This is a genomic window from Planktotalea arctica (assembly GCF_002105285.1).
Lineage (GTDB): Bacteria > Pseudomonadota > Alphaproteobacteria > Rhodobacterales > Rhodobacteraceae > Planktotalea > Planktotalea arctica.
This window is the reverse complement of the sequence record NZ_MUHR01000006.1, coordinates 17,650-32,132: the sequence shown is the minus strand read 5'-3', so window position 1 is coordinate 32,132 and position 14,483 is coordinate 17,650. Positions and strand designations below refer to the sequence as shown.

The 14,483-nt window shown below is 54.1% G+C and carries 13 protein-coding genes and 1 pseudogene; 1 reads left to right on the top strand and 13 read right to left on the bottom strand.

Annotation, left to right across the window (positions count from 1 at the left end):
* The 4 genes from B9P63_RS07445 to B9P63_RS07430 are packed head-to-tail and all read right to left on the bottom strand — an operon-like array spanning nucleotide 1 to nucleotide 3,727.
* Complete coding sequence (locus tag B9P63_RS07445) at nucleotides 1–645, bottom strand: HK97 family phage prohead protease (RefSeq protein WP_085307943.1); 645 nt, start codon at nucleotides 643–645, stop codon at nucleotides 1–3.
* A gap of 1 nt (nucleotide 646) precedes the next feature.
* Entirely contained in the window at nucleotides 647–1,900 is a 1,254-nt protein-coding gene (locus tag B9P63_RS07440; protein WP_085307942.1) for a phage major capsid protein, read from the bottom strand.
* Nucleotides 1,887–2,222: an HNH endonuclease gene (locus tag B9P63_RS07435; RefSeq protein WP_085307941.1), complete on the bottom strand. Its 336-nt coding sequence runs from the start codon at nucleotides 2,220–2,222 to the stop codon at nucleotides 1,887–1,889. Before B9P63_RS07435 ends, B9P63_RS07440 begins: the two co-directional genes overlap by 14 nt.
* Entirely contained in the window at nucleotides 2,213–3,727 is a 1,515-nt protein-coding gene (locus B9P63_RS07430; protein ID WP_176219118.1) for a terminase large subunit domain-containing protein, read from the bottom strand. Before B9P63_RS07430 ends, B9P63_RS07435 begins: the two co-directional genes overlap by 10 nt.
* A 62-nt stretch (nucleotides 3,728–3,789) precedes the next feature.
* Between B9P63_RS07430 and B9P63_RS07425 the strand changes: the two genes are divergently transcribed.
* Nucleotides 3,790–4,260 (top strand): hypothetical protein, encoded by a 471-nt coding sequence (locus B9P63_RS07425; RefSeq protein WP_085307940.1) that lies wholly within the window; start codon nucleotides 3,790–3,792, stop codon nucleotides 4,258–4,260.
* 92 nt (nucleotides 4,261–4,352) lie between these two features.
* Here the strand turns inward: B9P63_RS07425 and B9P63_RS07420 are convergent, their stop codons facing one another.
* The 9 genes and pseudogenes from B9P63_RS07420 to B9P63_RS07380 all read right to left on the bottom strand — a co-directional run bounded on the left by B9P63_RS07420 (nucleotide 4,353) and on the right by B9P63_RS07380 (nucleotide 14,383).
* The gene (locus B9P63_RS07420) at nucleotides 4,353–4,940 is read right to left on the bottom strand and encodes a hypothetical protein (RefSeq protein ID WP_085307939.1); all 588 of its coding nucleotides are present in this window, start codon (nucleotides 4,938–4,940) and stop codon (nucleotides 4,353–4,355) included.
* A gap of 383 nt (nucleotides 4,941–5,323) precedes the next feature.
* A complete protein-coding gene (locus B9P63_RS07415) occupies nucleotides 5,324–5,566 on the bottom strand; it encodes a helix-turn-helix transcriptional regulator (protein WP_085308300.1) in 243 nt (80 codons plus the stop codon).
* 105 nt (nucleotides 5,567–5,671) lie between these two features.
* A complete protein-coding gene (locus tag B9P63_RS07410; RefSeq protein ID WP_085307938.1) occupies nucleotides 5,672–6,154 on the bottom strand; it encodes a hypothetical protein in 483 nt (160 codons plus the stop codon).
* Entirely contained in the window at nucleotides 6,151–7,407 is a 1,257-nt protein-coding gene (locus B9P63_RS07405) for a tyrosine-type recombinase/integrase (protein ID WP_085307937.1), read from the bottom strand. Before B9P63_RS07405 ends, B9P63_RS07410 begins: the two co-directional genes overlap by 4 nt.
* 538 nt (nucleotides 7,408–7,945) lie before the next feature.
* Nucleotides 7,946–9,253 carry an HlyD family type I secretion periplasmic adaptor subunit gene (locus B9P63_RS07400; RefSeq protein ID WP_085307936.1) on the bottom strand — a complete coding sequence of 436 codons (1,308 nt, stop codon included), beginning with the start codon at nucleotides 9,251–9,253 and terminating at the stop codon, nucleotides 7,946–7,948.
* Entirely contained in the window at nucleotides 9,243–11,009 is a 1,767-nt protein-coding gene (locus B9P63_RS07395; protein ID WP_085307935.1) for a type I secretion system permease/ATPase, read from the bottom strand. Before B9P63_RS07395 ends, B9P63_RS07400 begins: the two co-directional genes overlap by 11 nt.
* Nucleotides 11,010–11,119: 110 nt before the next feature.
* Entirely contained in the window at nucleotides 11,120–11,923 is an 804-nt protein-coding gene (locus B9P63_RS07390) for a cyclase family protein (protein WP_085308299.1), read from the bottom strand.
* A 174-nt stretch (nucleotides 11,924–12,097) separates the two neighbouring features.
* Nucleotides 12,098–13,072, bottom strand: a pseudogene (locus B9P63_RS07385) (aminotransferase class V-fold PLP-dependent enzyme); the annotation flags it as partial.
* Nucleotides 13,073–13,201: 129 nt separating this feature from the next.
* Nucleotides 13,202–14,383, bottom strand: a complete 1,182-nt coding sequence (locus B9P63_RS07380) for an ABC transporter substrate-binding protein (RefSeq protein ID WP_085307934.1) — start codon at nucleotides 14,381–14,383, stop codon at nucleotides 13,202–13,204.
* Between the last annotated feature and the right edge of the window lie 100 nt (nucleotides 14,384–14,483).

Here is a 14,483-nt window from a genome sequence, read left to right as displayed (position 1 = left end):
TCACGCCCTCCAACGGTTCAAGGTTCGTTGCAGGCCATTGCCAAGCCCATCTAGCGGCAAATTCGGTGTCCAGTTGCGCGCCTCAATCTGAGTTGTGGGATATGCTGGCCTTGTCACAATCGACATTTCATAAAGAAGTGCCTGCAATACCGTGCGGATAATCGCGTTATGCGCTCCGTTCTCAGGGTCCATTCCCTCGTCTTCAACCTTCTCAGGCTCAGGAACCGCGCGCTTAGGTGGCAATCGAAAGCCCGGTGAAATGCCAACAGCCAAGCCAGCAGAAACAGCCGCAAGCACGTCTTTGACATAGGACACTTCTTGCATTTCTTCCGTGATGGTTGCGGTGAAAGTTACCGCGTCGTCACTGTCTGTAATGTCCAAAGTACCTGAGCGAACGGACGCAATCGGCTTGCCAAAGTCGTGACCAGAAAGCAGGTGAATGTCCTTTTTGCCGCCATGCTCTGAAGGTGTTTCGATCCTGTAAGAAAATGCCTTTGATGCGATTACTTCCTTGCGCGGCCGGCCTGTACGGCCCCCATCACTGAGGACCGCACGTTGATTGTATGGAAAGCGGCCTTGCAGTGCTAACGCACCGGACGCTCTCTTGCGTAATTCCAGACCGCCGCCTGCAAAGCCTTCCAACATCTTACTGGACGCCTGTAAGAACGCGAGTTTGCACCGCGCGGCTAATTGTGGTGTCCATCGTGGAAAGCGCCGTCAAACGCAGCCCGCCACTTTGTGCATCGCTAAATGGATCCCTAATTAAATCCACAGCGCCCCACAATCCGACAAAGACAGGTGCAACACCGCCCGCCGTTGTTGTCAGCAAAGCCTTGCTTGCCAGAGGATCGCCCGTCGGTGCTGGCAAAGCATTGTGAGACATTGCAATCGTGCCAACGGCCTCGCGCAAACGGTCCCATTCAGTGACCGCCGTGCCAGAGATATATGCGCCGTCCATCGTGTCCCAAACTTCGGGACGGATAAGCAAGCGCACAGCATCCGGCCCGTTCGCCGCGTTCGCCGTCATAAACGCCACTACCTCAGAACGGATAGCTGCCCACGTTGCCGCCGCGCTCAAATCCGCTTCATTGATCCCCCACGCAGCCGCGCCCGTAAATACGCCCGTAGGTTCACCAGATGCGCCGGAACCGTTAAAGATTGCACGGTCCATTTCTTGAGCCATAGCGCCGTTCATATCGCGGCGAATTGCTTGCTCAAGAGCCGATCCAGATTGCAACAACGTCTTGCGTGTGATGCGCATTTGAATGCCCAAAGTGTGATCAGGCTTCAAAGGACGGTCCAGCGTCGTGTAAGCGCTCGGACCCGGTACGTTGCCCGCCTCAGTCGCTTGCCAGCCCGCAGTGATTGCCGACGTTGTGACGGGTGTTTCCTGCCCGCCCGTGCCGATATTGATCATCTGGACGCCCATTTGAGCCGCGACAGATGCCGGGAAAAGACGCTCGATCAAAGGACGGGTTGCAATCGGATCAGGTGCACCGCTTGCGACGGTTTCACCAGCGCGGGTTTCAAGTGCAGCATATGGCACGGGAATGCCGCGATAGCCGCCTTGGCTGCGCAGTTCGGTGACAATCTCAGCCGTTTTACCATCAAGCGCGCGGCCTTCATCCAAAGACAAAGCGACTTGGCGCATTTCAAAGCCCGCCATGATCTCGGTCCATTCCTTTTCGGAACGGGTTTCCAGTTCGCCTTTGGCCTCGGTGCGTTGCTCGTCCTCAGAGATAAGCGCCGCGCGATATTGCGTTTCCTTGGTGCGATACTCTTGATCCAGTTCGCCCATTTTGCGGGTTTCATCCGCAGAGGGTGTTTCGATGTTTGCCAGTTCTGACAATTCTTGACGGATTTCAGAGCGACGTAGTTCCAGTTTTTTAGATGTCAGCATTTTGTTTACCTTTTGTTCCACTTACTAAATCGCGCCATTCTTGACGCTTTGGACTGAGGGGCTTGTGACCGACCTCAATGCGAGTTTTTTGGGAATGATGAAATGAGCAAAGCATTTGCAAATTCGCCAAAGAATAGGAAAGTTCAGGGTGTGTTTTGACGGGTAGAATATGATCACACTCAAGCTGGCGCCGTTCGCCACATTTGACACACTGCCAATCGTCGCGTTCCAAGGCCTGCATCCGCAAAGCCTTCCAACGCGGACCGCGCGTGACTTTGGCAGAGTGGCGCTTGTAGTCGTCGCGCTTGCGATTCAGCCCCATGCAATGCGCCCTCCACGTCCAGAAGGTCGGCCCATCATGCGCGCGCCTTCAGCTACCGCGATAACCGTTGCCGATGCCGTATCAATGCGCCCCATCGATCGCGCCTTAGCCAGTTTCAAATTGTTCGCCGGATCGCGCAGCGTCACAGCATCCGCAAACGCAGAGCGCAAAAGCAAAGAAGGTGAAGTCTGCACTTTGCCGTCAAACGCCGCGCGTCGGAACCGTTCACAATCTTCACCGCCGTCTTTGAAACCGAAGCCTCGCCAGATAATTGGAGCTCGAATGCCTGCCCTATCGATGGCCTCGCCAAGTTCTGATTGCTTGTATCTGTCAGACACAAGCGCCGCTACTGGTTCCCCCTCGATGTGTGCCATAACCTCTAAGAGCCAAGGCGCGATTGGTACGGTTTGATCACCCAGCGTTGACAACTCACCTCGCTCGTTCATTTCAACGTAGCGGCCTTGCACGCCGTCATTTGCACCACGATCCGCAAGGTTTGGTTTGCTCGGGAACGTGCCAAGGCATTCAAGCCGCCCCGTTTCAGGCCAGTAGAAAGCCGCCGCCGTCATAGACGCAGAGCCGCCTAGATCGATCCCGACGACAACTTGACCTTGCCGCGCTGGAACCTCAGAAACTTCGCAGGATAACCATTCGTCAACCGTCAAAAGAACGTCGCGGGTTTCGCCGCTCACACGCTCATTGCGATTGTAGAGCCGGAATGTCGTGAGTGTTGAGCCACCCCTCGCAATTGCCCGCCGTGCCTGCCCTTGCAACCATTCCAGAGACGAGCCAATGCCCGCTATCGCCCCGGGGTTTGCTTCCTTTAAGCTTTCCAGATCATCCGCTGGCAAGCCTTCAGGCGGTCTATGCTCTTGGCGGTAAACACCGTCCGAATCCTCATCAAGCCAGACTGAAAACGGGTGTGAATCATCCGCAGCCGAGGTCGAAATAATCAAGGCGCGCCCTCCGCGCTTACCCATGCCAGAAAGCAAAGCATGTTCCAGAGCGTCACCTTGATCAGCCGCCCAATGTCCTCGTTCGTCCATCAGGATCAACGTAGGTGCGGAGCCAAGGGCAGACTTTCCATCCGCTGCAATCGCTCGGATAAAATGCCCGCCGCCGTCGCCTTCATATTCAATCTCTAAACGCGGTGAACGTCTCACAGTGAATTTGGCTTGTTCATCCTCGGGCAAAGACCGAATGAATCCGACGACAAAATCAAAGGCAATGCGAGCTTGATCCCGAGTTCTTGCAGCAATCAAGATTTCGCGACGGGGTTGGTTATCCCATTTCCCCATGCACGAACCTAAAGCGATGCCCGCAGAAAGTGCTGTCTTGGCATTGCCGCGTCCAATCGACAAGACCGCTACATTTATACCGTCAGCAAGCGTGCCTTTGACAAATTTCTTCTGAAAAGGTGCCAGCTTGATCAGTTCGCCAGCTTTTGGACCCTCAGGAATTGCCAAAGATTCAAGGAAACGGATTGCCTTGGTAGAAGCCTTCATGCCAACTTCCCCACAATAAAATTTTGATCCAATATTTGAATACATTTGAGAGGGAATTTACGTTGCAAAATTTTGACATTGCCAAGCGCATGCTTGTAGTTTTGGTCATAGTTGGCTGGGTTGTTGTCGCGTTGGCTGTTTTGGGTTTCTTGTCCAGTTTGTTTGGCTCGGCAAAAGAAACTGCTGAAATAGGGTTTGCTATCGCGTTGCTTGCTTCCGGCGCGTTGGCTTTGTTTGGCCTTGTGATAATAGCCATTGCTCAAATGGGACTGACGCAAATCGCTACGGCCGAAAACACTGGGGAAATGCTGCGCATAATGCGCAAACAAACCCAGTCCGTATCGACAGCGACAGCCCCTGTAATGTCCGCACCCTCCAGTGGTTTGAAAAAAACCAAAGAAGTCGGATCCGCTATCAAGACCTACAAAGGTTACTTGATTACGAAAGCAAAGAACGGCGTTGAGGTTTCGGGTAATGAATTTTCTAACGTGCTTGCTGCAGAAAAGTGGGTCAATCAAAATCCAAAGACGTAAGGCCCGCATTTTACCACACAGCGCGAACGCGTAACCCACACCCGCGGTGACGCCCCTCTTTAAAAGTTGGGGCATTGGGACCATCACATCACTCATCCGATCACCTCAAGGATTTCAGCGCCGGTTGAGCAAAAATTCGTTGGTGAGATCAAGTTGTCCAGCTTTACCGATGCGTCTTGCAAGAGGATGAATGGACGTAAGGCTGTTGGATCGACAAGTATTGAGCCGCTTGGCTTCACTCGGTAGGTGCATCCAACTGTTCCCCTGTCTTCTCTCGCGAGCCTTGCAGCATATGAAGCAGCCACCCACTTATTCGAACTGAAGAATACATATTCTTGGCGGCATGGGTCGATGTTGCCGATTTCACGAGGGTCGAGCCATGTCACCTTTGATGGCTTGAGTAGATCTCCAACGGATAAGCCATTGCTGCCACCATGGTAAAAATCTCGACCTGTGATCTGCTCGACTAACTCGTTGGAAATTTCCAATTCTTCCGCTGACAACTCTGGTGAAAACTCGATCATGCAAACTACTTCGAAGAAAAAACGCTTTCTGTGGTTCGATAAATCCTTGGCCTGCTCCACCAACTCTTTGCGCGCATCATCATCGAATGAAATTCGCTTTTTACCATTTGAAGCGAGAGCGCGATCAATCAACTTCGCTTTTACTATGCTATCCATGTGTCTCTCTCATCATTCTCAACGTTGCTCTCTTAACCCTATCTCAATCAGTTCAGACCTCGGTGGACGGTCAGAAAGCGGGTTACTGTAGCGGGGTTGAAAACCCGCATCCCGCCCCGACCGCCGCCATGTTGCCATCTCAATTCAGACGAGCCCCAGCATCAGGTCAGACCTGCCTTTCACTCGGCACAGTCCGCTCTCCCATGTTCTCCGCCGCAGAGGGTGGCAGAGGGGCCTTAGGGCGTGGAGAGACCGCACAACGCGGAATAGCTGCCCTTGTGCTTTGGCCCGTTTCCCGGTAGCACCATCAGAACGTCAGCCCCGGCTAACCCGTGAAAGCCGGCTGACATTCAAGCCCGCCGATGCAACGGCGGGCTTTCTTTTCATTCTGCCAATTCACGAGGGCGATTGTTGATCCATTCAATCAATTCAGCCTCTCGCCAGAAACGACGACGCTGCATGTAGATTGGTTTGGGGAAATTCAGTTTAGTGTCTTTGAGCCAACGCCAAAGTGTCATGTCTGACACGCCGTCAAACATGGCCCTGACAGTCGATGCACCTATCAAACGATGCTGACTTTCAATTTTGGAAAGATTGTCACTGGGTAGGTTTTCGACAGCGGTCATGACAGACACCTTGGTTGGTTCTCTGCCTAACTATTCATCTCAAAAATCTTGCTGACGCAAAAGAATTGCGGTCCGGATTTTGAATGCTGAAATCCGGACCACTCCCTAACCATTTGTTTTATCTTTATTTTTCTCATCGCTCATCGCCAAAAGAAATCGTAAGTACCATAGTTCGGTTTGAATAAATCCGATCTTATGACTTTTCCTGAGCTTATCGAAGATTGTCGAACGTCCCTGACCATAAACTTCTCGGAGCTCAGCAACAGTGGCCTCTTTTCCCCAACCAACGACATTGGTATAAAAAAATTCTGAAAGCGCGAGAGAACTCATTTCTTCCAATTTAGTTTGATCTTTCCTGACCTTGACTTGACCTTTCAATATGTCCGAAATCATTGCTTGTTCAGCATCATTTAGAGCTAATTCTCCTTCATAGAGGCCTACAAGCTCCCTAGTATCACCCCCTACCGCCGATTTAACTGCGGAGATCCTGTATTTTGCAAGGATTTCATCAAATGGCAAACCTTCACCTTTTACCCACAACAGTAAATCTTCCTTAAATTCAGCTTTTCGACTTGGATCAAAAATCATCGCACGAACTCTCGAAGGCGCAACACATTGTCATCAAAATCGTCGATCAGTCGATCAACATAATCCGCCCACGCATCCAAAGCCTGACGCTTCTCATCAGCAAAGTCGTGCCTCTGGTAAACCGCTACAATCCCCCCGCCAGTGCCGGAAACATGGTTTAGCACCGCCTCAGTTATCCTGACGGGAATACCAATTCGAGCCATGCCAGTCGCAGCCGTGCGGCGCAGATCATGGAAAGTCCAATGTGGTATCTCGACCACTTCATTCCTTTCAACCCGAGCGACCTCAATCATCCTGTTAGAAATGCGGTTTCGACCTTTGTCAAATCCACTCATAGGCGTTTGACCAGTGGTCGTGTGATACAGCCCTGCCGTTCCTTCAACTCGTGACATACCGCTCAACAGTTCCACGACAGAGCGAGACAATGGAACGTCATGTGGGCGGCCATTTTTAGTCCGAACACTTGGCAATTGCCACAGATCGCCTTGGAGCTCGCTGTCATTGACACCGACGACTTCCCCTAAGCGTTGTCCAGTCAGCAACAACATTTGCACCAATGGCCCCCAAGGTTGCCCTTCAATCTCACACGCACTCCAAAGCCAACGTATTTCGTCGTCACTTAGAACTCGATCACGACTTTTCTCTTTCGCAACTGGCTTTACGCCGTTCGCAGGGCTCACTTGAATAATATCTCGATCGATGCACCAACCGAAAAAAGTATTTAGGTAGGCTCTCACTCTATTGGCGCTGACGACACGTCCTGACTCTGCAATCGTATCAAGCAGATCAATGACGTCGCGACGTTGAATATCATAAACGTTCCGATCTCCCCAAACCGAAACGACATGTCGATCTAGTTCACGGCGCACAGTCCGACCACTCTTGAGCGTCGCAAGGTGGCGTAAGTCATATTGAGCGACCAATGTCTTGATCTTGTCTCTCTCCGAAAGCTGTGCCGCCTCACGCGCCGCTCTTGTGGCTTTCTTTTCAGACGAAGGGTCTAGTCCATGCTCGACCTTGTCCAATGCCTCTGAAGCTGCCGCTCTCGCATCCGCAAGGCCCATAATGGGCCACTTGCCCAAAGTAAGCTTCTTTGGCTTTCCACTGTAGCGATATCGCAGTGCCCAAGATTTCGCGCCGCTGGGCTGCACTACTAGATAGAGGCCAGATAAAGCGGGGTCTGGGATTTCTTGGCGTCGTTTGGGATCTGCTTTCGTGGCTTCTACAGACTTAGATGTAAACGCTCTTGGCATGCTCAATTGGTCTCCAAGGGTAACACACGGGTAACACTTTCATGTGTTATAGCGTGTTATCTGGAGATAACAAAGGTTAGTCAAAACTCCTCAAACCTCTGACTATCATCATGTTTTTATGAGAAATGTGTTTCGCAGTGTTATTTAGCGTTTGCTACAGAATTTTGACTGTTAATCAATTGGTCGCAGGTTCGATCCCTACCGTCGGAGCCAAAGAATTCAAGGGGTTAGCCTGCGCTAGCCCCTTTTTCTCTGACTTGCCTTAATCTGCGATTTATACAAATCAGGCACTTCGACAGGTATTGCCGTTTCACTCGCACCCGCAAGCCAACATACTCTGCGCAAGAATCATTGTAGCAGCGCGCGCTCAAACGGATGCGGGTTCAACACATGGATTCGTGATGACCAAATTGGCCACTTAGCGGATGATTTACCGGGCGAGAAATATCTGTCTCACGAGTAATCAGTGACGGTGCCAGCGTTCATCAATGATCCACGCAGCTCGCGCCCAGTGCGGATTACACCGGCATTTCTGCGCTCAGGCATCGCGAAACGCTTTGTTGAAATATTCGATTATAGGCCCCATCAAATAGCTGAGCGGTGAGCGTTCATAGGTCTTGATAAAAGCACTCACCGGCATGCCGGGGACAAGTTTCTGGCCGCGTAATTTCCCCAATTCCGCAGGGCTTAGTTGCACATCGACTTGATAGTACGACCGACCCGACGCCACATCTTTTATCGCATCAGCCGAAATACGCTGCACATGCCCGACTATTTCAAGGGCCTCGCGAGGATCAAGAGCACTAAAGCGTAAACTGACGTTCTGCCCCTCAAAAACCTGATCGATATCCACCGTTTCGATCCGCGCGGATACAAGCATGGCGCGATCCTGCGGAATAATGAACATGATCGGAGCAGCGGGGGAGAGCACCGATTGCAGCGCAAAAATTGTGCTGCCATGGATCACCCCGGACACCGGTGCCCGCACGTGCATTTTCGACAACAGGTCCTGCAGCGCAATCGCGCGTTGCGCCAACTCATTTTCTCGCGTGTTAAGCTCTTGAAGCGCCGCAATCGCAGATTCGCGGCGCTGTGTGCCCAGACGAAGTTTTTCAATGTTCAAACCGGCAATATCGCCCCTGAGCTGCGCCATTTGCGCAGAAAGCTGTCCAAGTGAGCCTCTAAGGCGCGCCTCCTCGCGGCGCAGCGAGGAGACGCGAGAGGCTGGTATCAAGCCTTTAGCAAACAGACCTCGTGCATTTTCCAATTCAGTGACGATCAAACTGATTTGTCCTTCGTTCGCCCTTGATTGCGCTTTGACCCCCTTTATCCGCTCGCCCACTTGATCAATCTGGTTTTGCACTTGTTCGTTTTCTTGCTTAAGCGCATCGCGGCGGGTTTCGAATAAGCGGGTCTGGCTTTGCACTAGCAACGCGATCTTTGGCTGCGTGCGCGCAAGCAAAAGGAAATCAGCACTGAACGCAATTTGCGCCAAACCATCGCGCTCTGCGCTCAATCTTCCTTTGCGCGCTCGTATTTCGTAGAGTTGAGTGTTGACCATGCTCAACTCCGAGCGTGCCCTGGAATCGTCCAACCGGAGCAACACATCACCCGCGCTTACCCTATCGCCATCCCGCACCAGCAATGCGCTGACAACACCGCCTTGAGGATGCTGAACGACCTGGCGCTTGTGCTCCACCTCAATAATCCCCGGCGCAATAAGCGCACCCGAAATGCTTGCCTGTACACTCCAGAACCAAGTGATACCGATCAAAAGCGCTAGCGAAAAATAGCCAAGCAAAAGCGATTTTCGCGTGTTTGCCAATACCCCGCTGTTACGCAGCATTGCATTTCCCAACAGCGTCATCGCCTTGCTGCGCGCGCACTATTTCACGCCCGACTTGAGCACTGTTTATCAGCGTTGCGCTCAAGACTTCGTCGCGCAGCCCATCGGCCCTGATCCGCCCGTTACCAAGCACGATCAAACGATCGCATTGGCCAATCGTTTGCGGGCGGTGGCTCATGACAATCACTGAGCGCGCAGACTTTCTAAAATCACGCAATGTTTGGTCTAAAGCGTCAATCCCGGCTTGGTCCAAAGCAGAACTCGGCTCGTCCAGAACCAATAAAACAGGATGCCCAAACAGCGCTCGGGCCAACGCAATGCGTTGTTTTTGCCCTCCAGAGAGCAGGTCATTCTCGCAGTTCAGAACCGTTTCATAGCCCTGCGGCAAGGCGAGAATCATGTCATGAGCATTGGCCCGCTGCGCGGCAGCAAACACCTCTTTCAGATCAATTTCCTCAGACATCCGCGCAATGTTCTCTGCGACGGTTCCATTAAATAATGTGATATTTTGAGGCAGGTATCCAACGAGTCGGCCCAATTGGTCGGGTCCGTATTGATCAAGGCTCGCCCCGCCAAAACGGATTTCCCCCAAGGCAGGAGGCAAGAGCGCGATGACCGCCTTGGCCAGAGTGGATTTGCCGCTACCACTGCTGCCAATCACCCCGAGTATTTGCCCCGGCTCGAGTGCGAAAGTGATCCCAGACAGGAGCGGCTGGCGTGTGCCCGGTGCCAACACGCTAACTCCATGAAACATCAGATGGGCCGGTGGATCGGGTAATGTGATCCTCGCGCTACACGCTGGAAACGCCTGTAGCAAAGCGCCAAGGCCATGCCATGCCTGCGCAGCGCGCTGAATATGCGGCCACTGGCCCACCGATTGCTCGATCGGGGCCAGTGCGCGCCCGAGAAGGATCGAGCTGGCAATCATCGCCCCTGCACTCAGCTCACCTTGCAAGGTCAAAAATGCCCCCAGCGCAAGCATCGCAGATTGCAGGAAAAGCCGAAAAGCCTTGATTGCGGCAGCAAAGCTACCCGAGCGATCACTGGCGTAGACCGTTTGCATCAGAGCCGTGTTCTGAAGCGCTTGCCAACGGTGCTCTATCGCCGTGCCCATCCCCTGCGAGCGCACGATCTCGTCTGAGCTGCGGGCTTTTGCGGCAAGGTTATGAGCAGCATTGGATTCGCCCTGCGCTGCAAGCGTCAGGCGGTTTGTCACAAGGTTGCCCAGCAGCGCGGCGAGGACAAGAGCACCGCCGCCAAAGAACGCAAGCCACCCAAGCATCGGATGAAACATGAAGAGCGCGAAGATAAAAAACGGTGTCCACAGAATATCAAAAGCGGCCAACATTACCGGCGATATAACGAAGGCCTGAATCGCATCTAGCTGGCGCAGCCCTACCGCGGCCCGCGCGCCGGTCTCCTCCTCCAATGCCCGATGCTGCAAACTTGCACGAAATACCCGCGAATCGAGCGCTTCGCGAAAACGCACTGCGAAGCGTGCAAGAAGGCGGGCGCGCACATGTTCAAACACCCCCATAAAGAGGTAAAGCGCCCCAACCAACAGGATGAGCGCAACAAGCGTTTCTTCAGAGCGGGAGCCAAGCACACGCTCATACACTTGCATTGCAAATATTGGCCCCGTCAGGATCAACAGGTTCACGAAAACCGAAAACACGAAGACATGCACCAATAGGTCAGCCCCCGCGCGCCGCGCCGCGCGTAATTCAGCTAGACCTGTGATCTCTCGTTTGCCCATAGGCAAGTGAAGTAACTGAAAGGTATAAATATTTTACGAACGTTGTCCGTAAAATCCACGCAATTCCTTTAACAATTTCTTGACCCATACCTGCTAGGTAACTTGGAAAATCAGCCCTTGGGCACCAGCGCCAATGCCCTGATTGGTGATCCCGTGCCGTGTTCGATTTTAAGCGGTGCAGCGATCAGCATTGCGCCCTTGGGCGGGAGTTGATCAAGGTTGCAAAGGCTGGCGAGGCCGAAACAATTGTCGCGGTGCAGGTAATTATGCGCAGGATACGGCGGACTGAATTTACCCGCCATGCCCGCGTCCGTTCCGATGCACTGCGTGCCCCAACCGACGATCCCCTTGCTTAAAAGGTAGTCAATACAATCGGTTGTCGGGCCAGGGCTGTGGCTGCCGTCCTCATGGGGATCGGGATCGTCATTCAGAAACAGCGCCGCATCATGGGCGCGCTTGTCCCAATCAGTGCGCATCACCACCCATTCACCGGGGTTGATTTCGCCGTGAGTGCTCTCCCAGATTTTGACGTGCTCGGCAGTCAGCAGGAAATCATTGTCCGCCGCCGATTCCGCAGAGCAATCAATCACATTGACAGGCGCCATGATGCGCTGGACATCCAACGTATCAGTATAGCCATCGGCATGATCTTTGCCGGAAATCCAGTGGTGCGGCGCATCGAAATGCGTGCCCGAATGCTCGCCCAGTTTCATCCAGTTCCACGCAAAGAACGGCCCATCCGCATCATATTCGCTGATCTTGTGAATTTCGACCTTCGGCGTGTTTTTGGCGAAGTCTTCGGGCAAATGCAGGATTGGTGTATCGGGTCCAAGCTGCGCGGTACAATCGACGATTTTAATGTCACCGCTCAGCAGCATCGCACCCAGAGCGCCCAGAACATCGTTAGAGGACATATCGCTTCCCTTCATATTGATCGACGCGCCCGCGCCGCCCTGCCCCGCAAAGCGGCGGCGACGGCGCGCCATGACTTCGCCCGTGAGATCGAACACATCGTTAATTGTTTCTTTGGAGGTCACATTCCCCGGCGAGAGCCGCAGCAATTGCCCGCGAAAATCAACCGATAGCCCCTCGACGCCCAGCGCGCCAACCAGCGCCGCTGGCTCTGCCTTGTCGGGAAAGCGCAGCATGACCGAGCCGCCGCGCCGGTCCGCATCGCGCGGCGAGTGCAGCGTGAGGTCCAGCGCATCGGCGCGTTTGATGATCAGATCGACCAATTCGCGGTTCCACGCGGCCAGCTCTGCGTGGTCCTGCCCCGCGTGCCATTTAAGCGCGGGCAAAGACGCAAGCGCCGCCATCGACCCCGGCGTGCCGCTGTCAAAGCGGCGAATATCGGGGGCGTATTCGAACTTATCAAGGTCCCATGAAAACGGGTTGTTCTGCGAGAACCATCCGCGCGCTTCGGGCTGGAGTTCTTGCGCCAGCGCCTTGTCCACATAGAGCATGCCTGCACCCGGTGTGCCGCACATCCATTTGAGCGAGGTCGAGAGGACGAAATCCACTTTCGGCTTCATCGCATCGAACGGGATCAGACCAGCGGCCTGCGTGATATCCACACCGATCATGCTGCCCATTTTGCGCCCATGCGCCACCAATGGCTCCAGATCAACGCGTGCGCTTGCGGTTGATGTGACCCAAGTCAGCAGCGCAAGGCCGACATCCGTGCCCCATTGCTCCATGAAATCATCCGGTTCGACCCATGAGGCACCTGCGCGCTTGGGAACCGTGTCGAGGGTAAAGCCCATCTTTGGTGCAAGTCCCGCCAGCAAGAAGTGCATTGACGGGAAACAATCCTCAGCCACCAACACCCGCTTGCCGCGCAATTGGCCGTCGGGCAGCGCGCGCATGAGTTTGTGCATGCCATCCGTAACGCTCTCACAGGTCGTCGTGGATCCCTTTGGCACATTGATAATGCGGCGCCAGTAATCGATGAAATCCTGCCGCTTCAGCAGCACATAGCCCCATTGCTTGTCATCGGGCGCGGCCCATATTTCGGCAAACTCGGCCGTCGCAGCGGCCAGTTCTTCCTCCTTGCCGGGATACATCCCGATGGAGTGATAAAGAAAATATCCGGCGTGTTTGGTGTTGCTGCGCATGGGCTGGGTCCAGTGAGTAGGCTTTAAAGGAAGAAAGCCCCGGCAGTGCCGGGGCTTTCATATCTTGTCGCATCGCGTTTAGCGGAAACGGATGGTCTCGAACTTGCCGTCCACGACTTTCAGCTGGCGGTAGCTACCGGCAGATTCGCCGTTGCCGATAAGTTCAACCGCGGATGCGCCGACGTAATCGATATCGCCGCCATCCTTGATGATCTGCAGACCTTTCGCCAATTCACCAGGATAGATTTTTTCGCCCGGTGCATTCGCCACGTGGAAAATGTGATCCTTGAGGTCCGCGCTTGCGGAAGAGCCCGCCGCCTGCATCGCCAGCATCACCAGCGCTGCCGCATCATAGCTTTCAGGTGTGAACGGTGATGTGCCGTCAAAGCCTTCAGCTGCGGCCATTTCCGAATAGGTCGCCGTACCGGGGCTGTCAGATCCTGCGATCTGACCGAACGAGCCGTTCAGCCCTTCGCCGATAGTCAGGATGTTGTCCCCGATCATCCCGCCCGGAAGCACGAAACGATCCCATGCGCCTGTGTCGAGCGATCCCTCGATGATACCGCGTCCACCCTGATCAAGGTAGCCTGCAACGACCAGAATATCGCCACCCGCAGATGCCAGCGTGCCAACTTCGGAGGAATAATCCGCCTTGCCGTCTTCATGGCTGATGTTGACCGTGATTTCGCCGCCTGCCGCTTCGAATGACGATATAAACGCATCCGCAAGGCCCTTGCCGTAATCGTTGTTGGTATATGTCAGAGCGACGGATTTGATGCCCTCTTCCATCAGAATGTCGGTCATGACCTGACCTTCACGTGCATCCGATGGCGCCGTGCGGAAGAACAGACCATCGTCCTCGGCCGTGGAAAGCGCAGGCGAAGTCGCGGATGGCGAGACCATCACGATACCGTTGGCGCGCGCCACGTTCTGAAGGACTGCGCCCGTTACGCCGGAGCAGTCCGCGCCGATAATCGCGTTAACCTTGTCGGATGTGACGAGGCGCTCGGCCGCAGCGGTTGCCGCCGCAGAGTCGATGCAGGTGGAATCCGCGCGCACAGATGTGACCGAGGAGCCGTCCAGAAGCAGGCCGGATTCGGTGACTTCGCGCATCGCCAGTTCCGCGCCTGCCGCCATATTGCCGGTCAGTGATTCAATCGGGCCGGTAAAGCCGAAAATCACGCCCAGTTTGATATCTTCGGCAAAGGCCGCTGAGCACATCAGGGCCGATACAGCCGTTGCTGTCATAAGTTTTTTCATGTGTAGTTCTCCCAGGGGACATATTCGTGCACGTACCATGCCCTCAGCTTTTGCAAGTGGCAAGCGCTCGTGCGCAATCTACATCGCGCAATTGCAAAAC

Bases quoted from the DNA above. Each gene is read 5' to 3' on its own strand.
- B9P63_RS07395 (WP_085307935.1), bottom strand. From the start codon at position 11,009: ATGGGCAAACGAGAGATCACAGGTCTAGCTGAATTACGCGCGGCGCGG.
- B9P63_RS07420 (WP_085307939.1), bottom strand. From the start codon at position 4,940: ATGGATAGCATAGTAAAAGCGAAGTTGATTGATCGCGCTCTCGCTTCA.
- B9P63_RS07380 (WP_085307934.1), bottom strand. From the start codon at position 14,383: ATGAAAAAACTTATGACAGCAACGGCTGTATCGGCCCTGATGTGCTCA.
- B9P63_RS07435 (WP_085307941.1), bottom strand. From the start codon at position 2,222: ATGGGGCTGAATCGCAAGCGCGACGACTACAAGCGCCACTCTGCCAAA.
- B9P63_RS07410 (WP_085307938.1), bottom strand. From the start codon at position 6,154: ATGATTTTTGATCCAAGTCGAAAAGCTGAATTTAAGGAAGATTTACTG.
- B9P63_RS07405 (WP_085307937.1), bottom strand. From the start codon at position 7,407: ATGCCAAGAGCGTTTACATCTAAGTCTGTAGAAGCCACGAAAGCAGAT.
- B9P63_RS07390 (WP_085308299.1), bottom strand. From the start codon at position 11,923: ATGTCCTCTAACGATGTTCTGGGCGCTCTGGGTGCGATGCTGCTGAGC.
- B9P63_RS07415 (WP_085308300.1), bottom strand. From the start codon at position 5,566: ATGACCGCTGTCGAAAACCTACCCAGTGACAATCTTTCCAAAATTGAA.
- B9P63_RS07400 (WP_085307936.1), bottom strand. From the start codon at position 9,253: ATGCTGCGTAACAGCGGGGTATTGGCAAACACGCGAAAATCGCTTTTG.
- B9P63_RS07440 (WP_085307942.1), bottom strand. From the start codon at position 1,900: ATGCTGACATCTAAAAAACTGGAACTACGTCGCTCTGAAATCCGTCAA.
- B9P63_RS07445 (WP_085307943.1), bottom strand. From the start codon at position 645: ATGTTGGAAGGCTTTGCAGGCGGCGGTCTGGAATTACGCAAGAGAGCG.
- B9P63_RS07430 (WP_176219118.1), bottom strand. From the start codon at position 3,727: ATGAAGGCTTCTACCAAGGCAATCCGTTTCCTTGAATCTTTGGCAATT.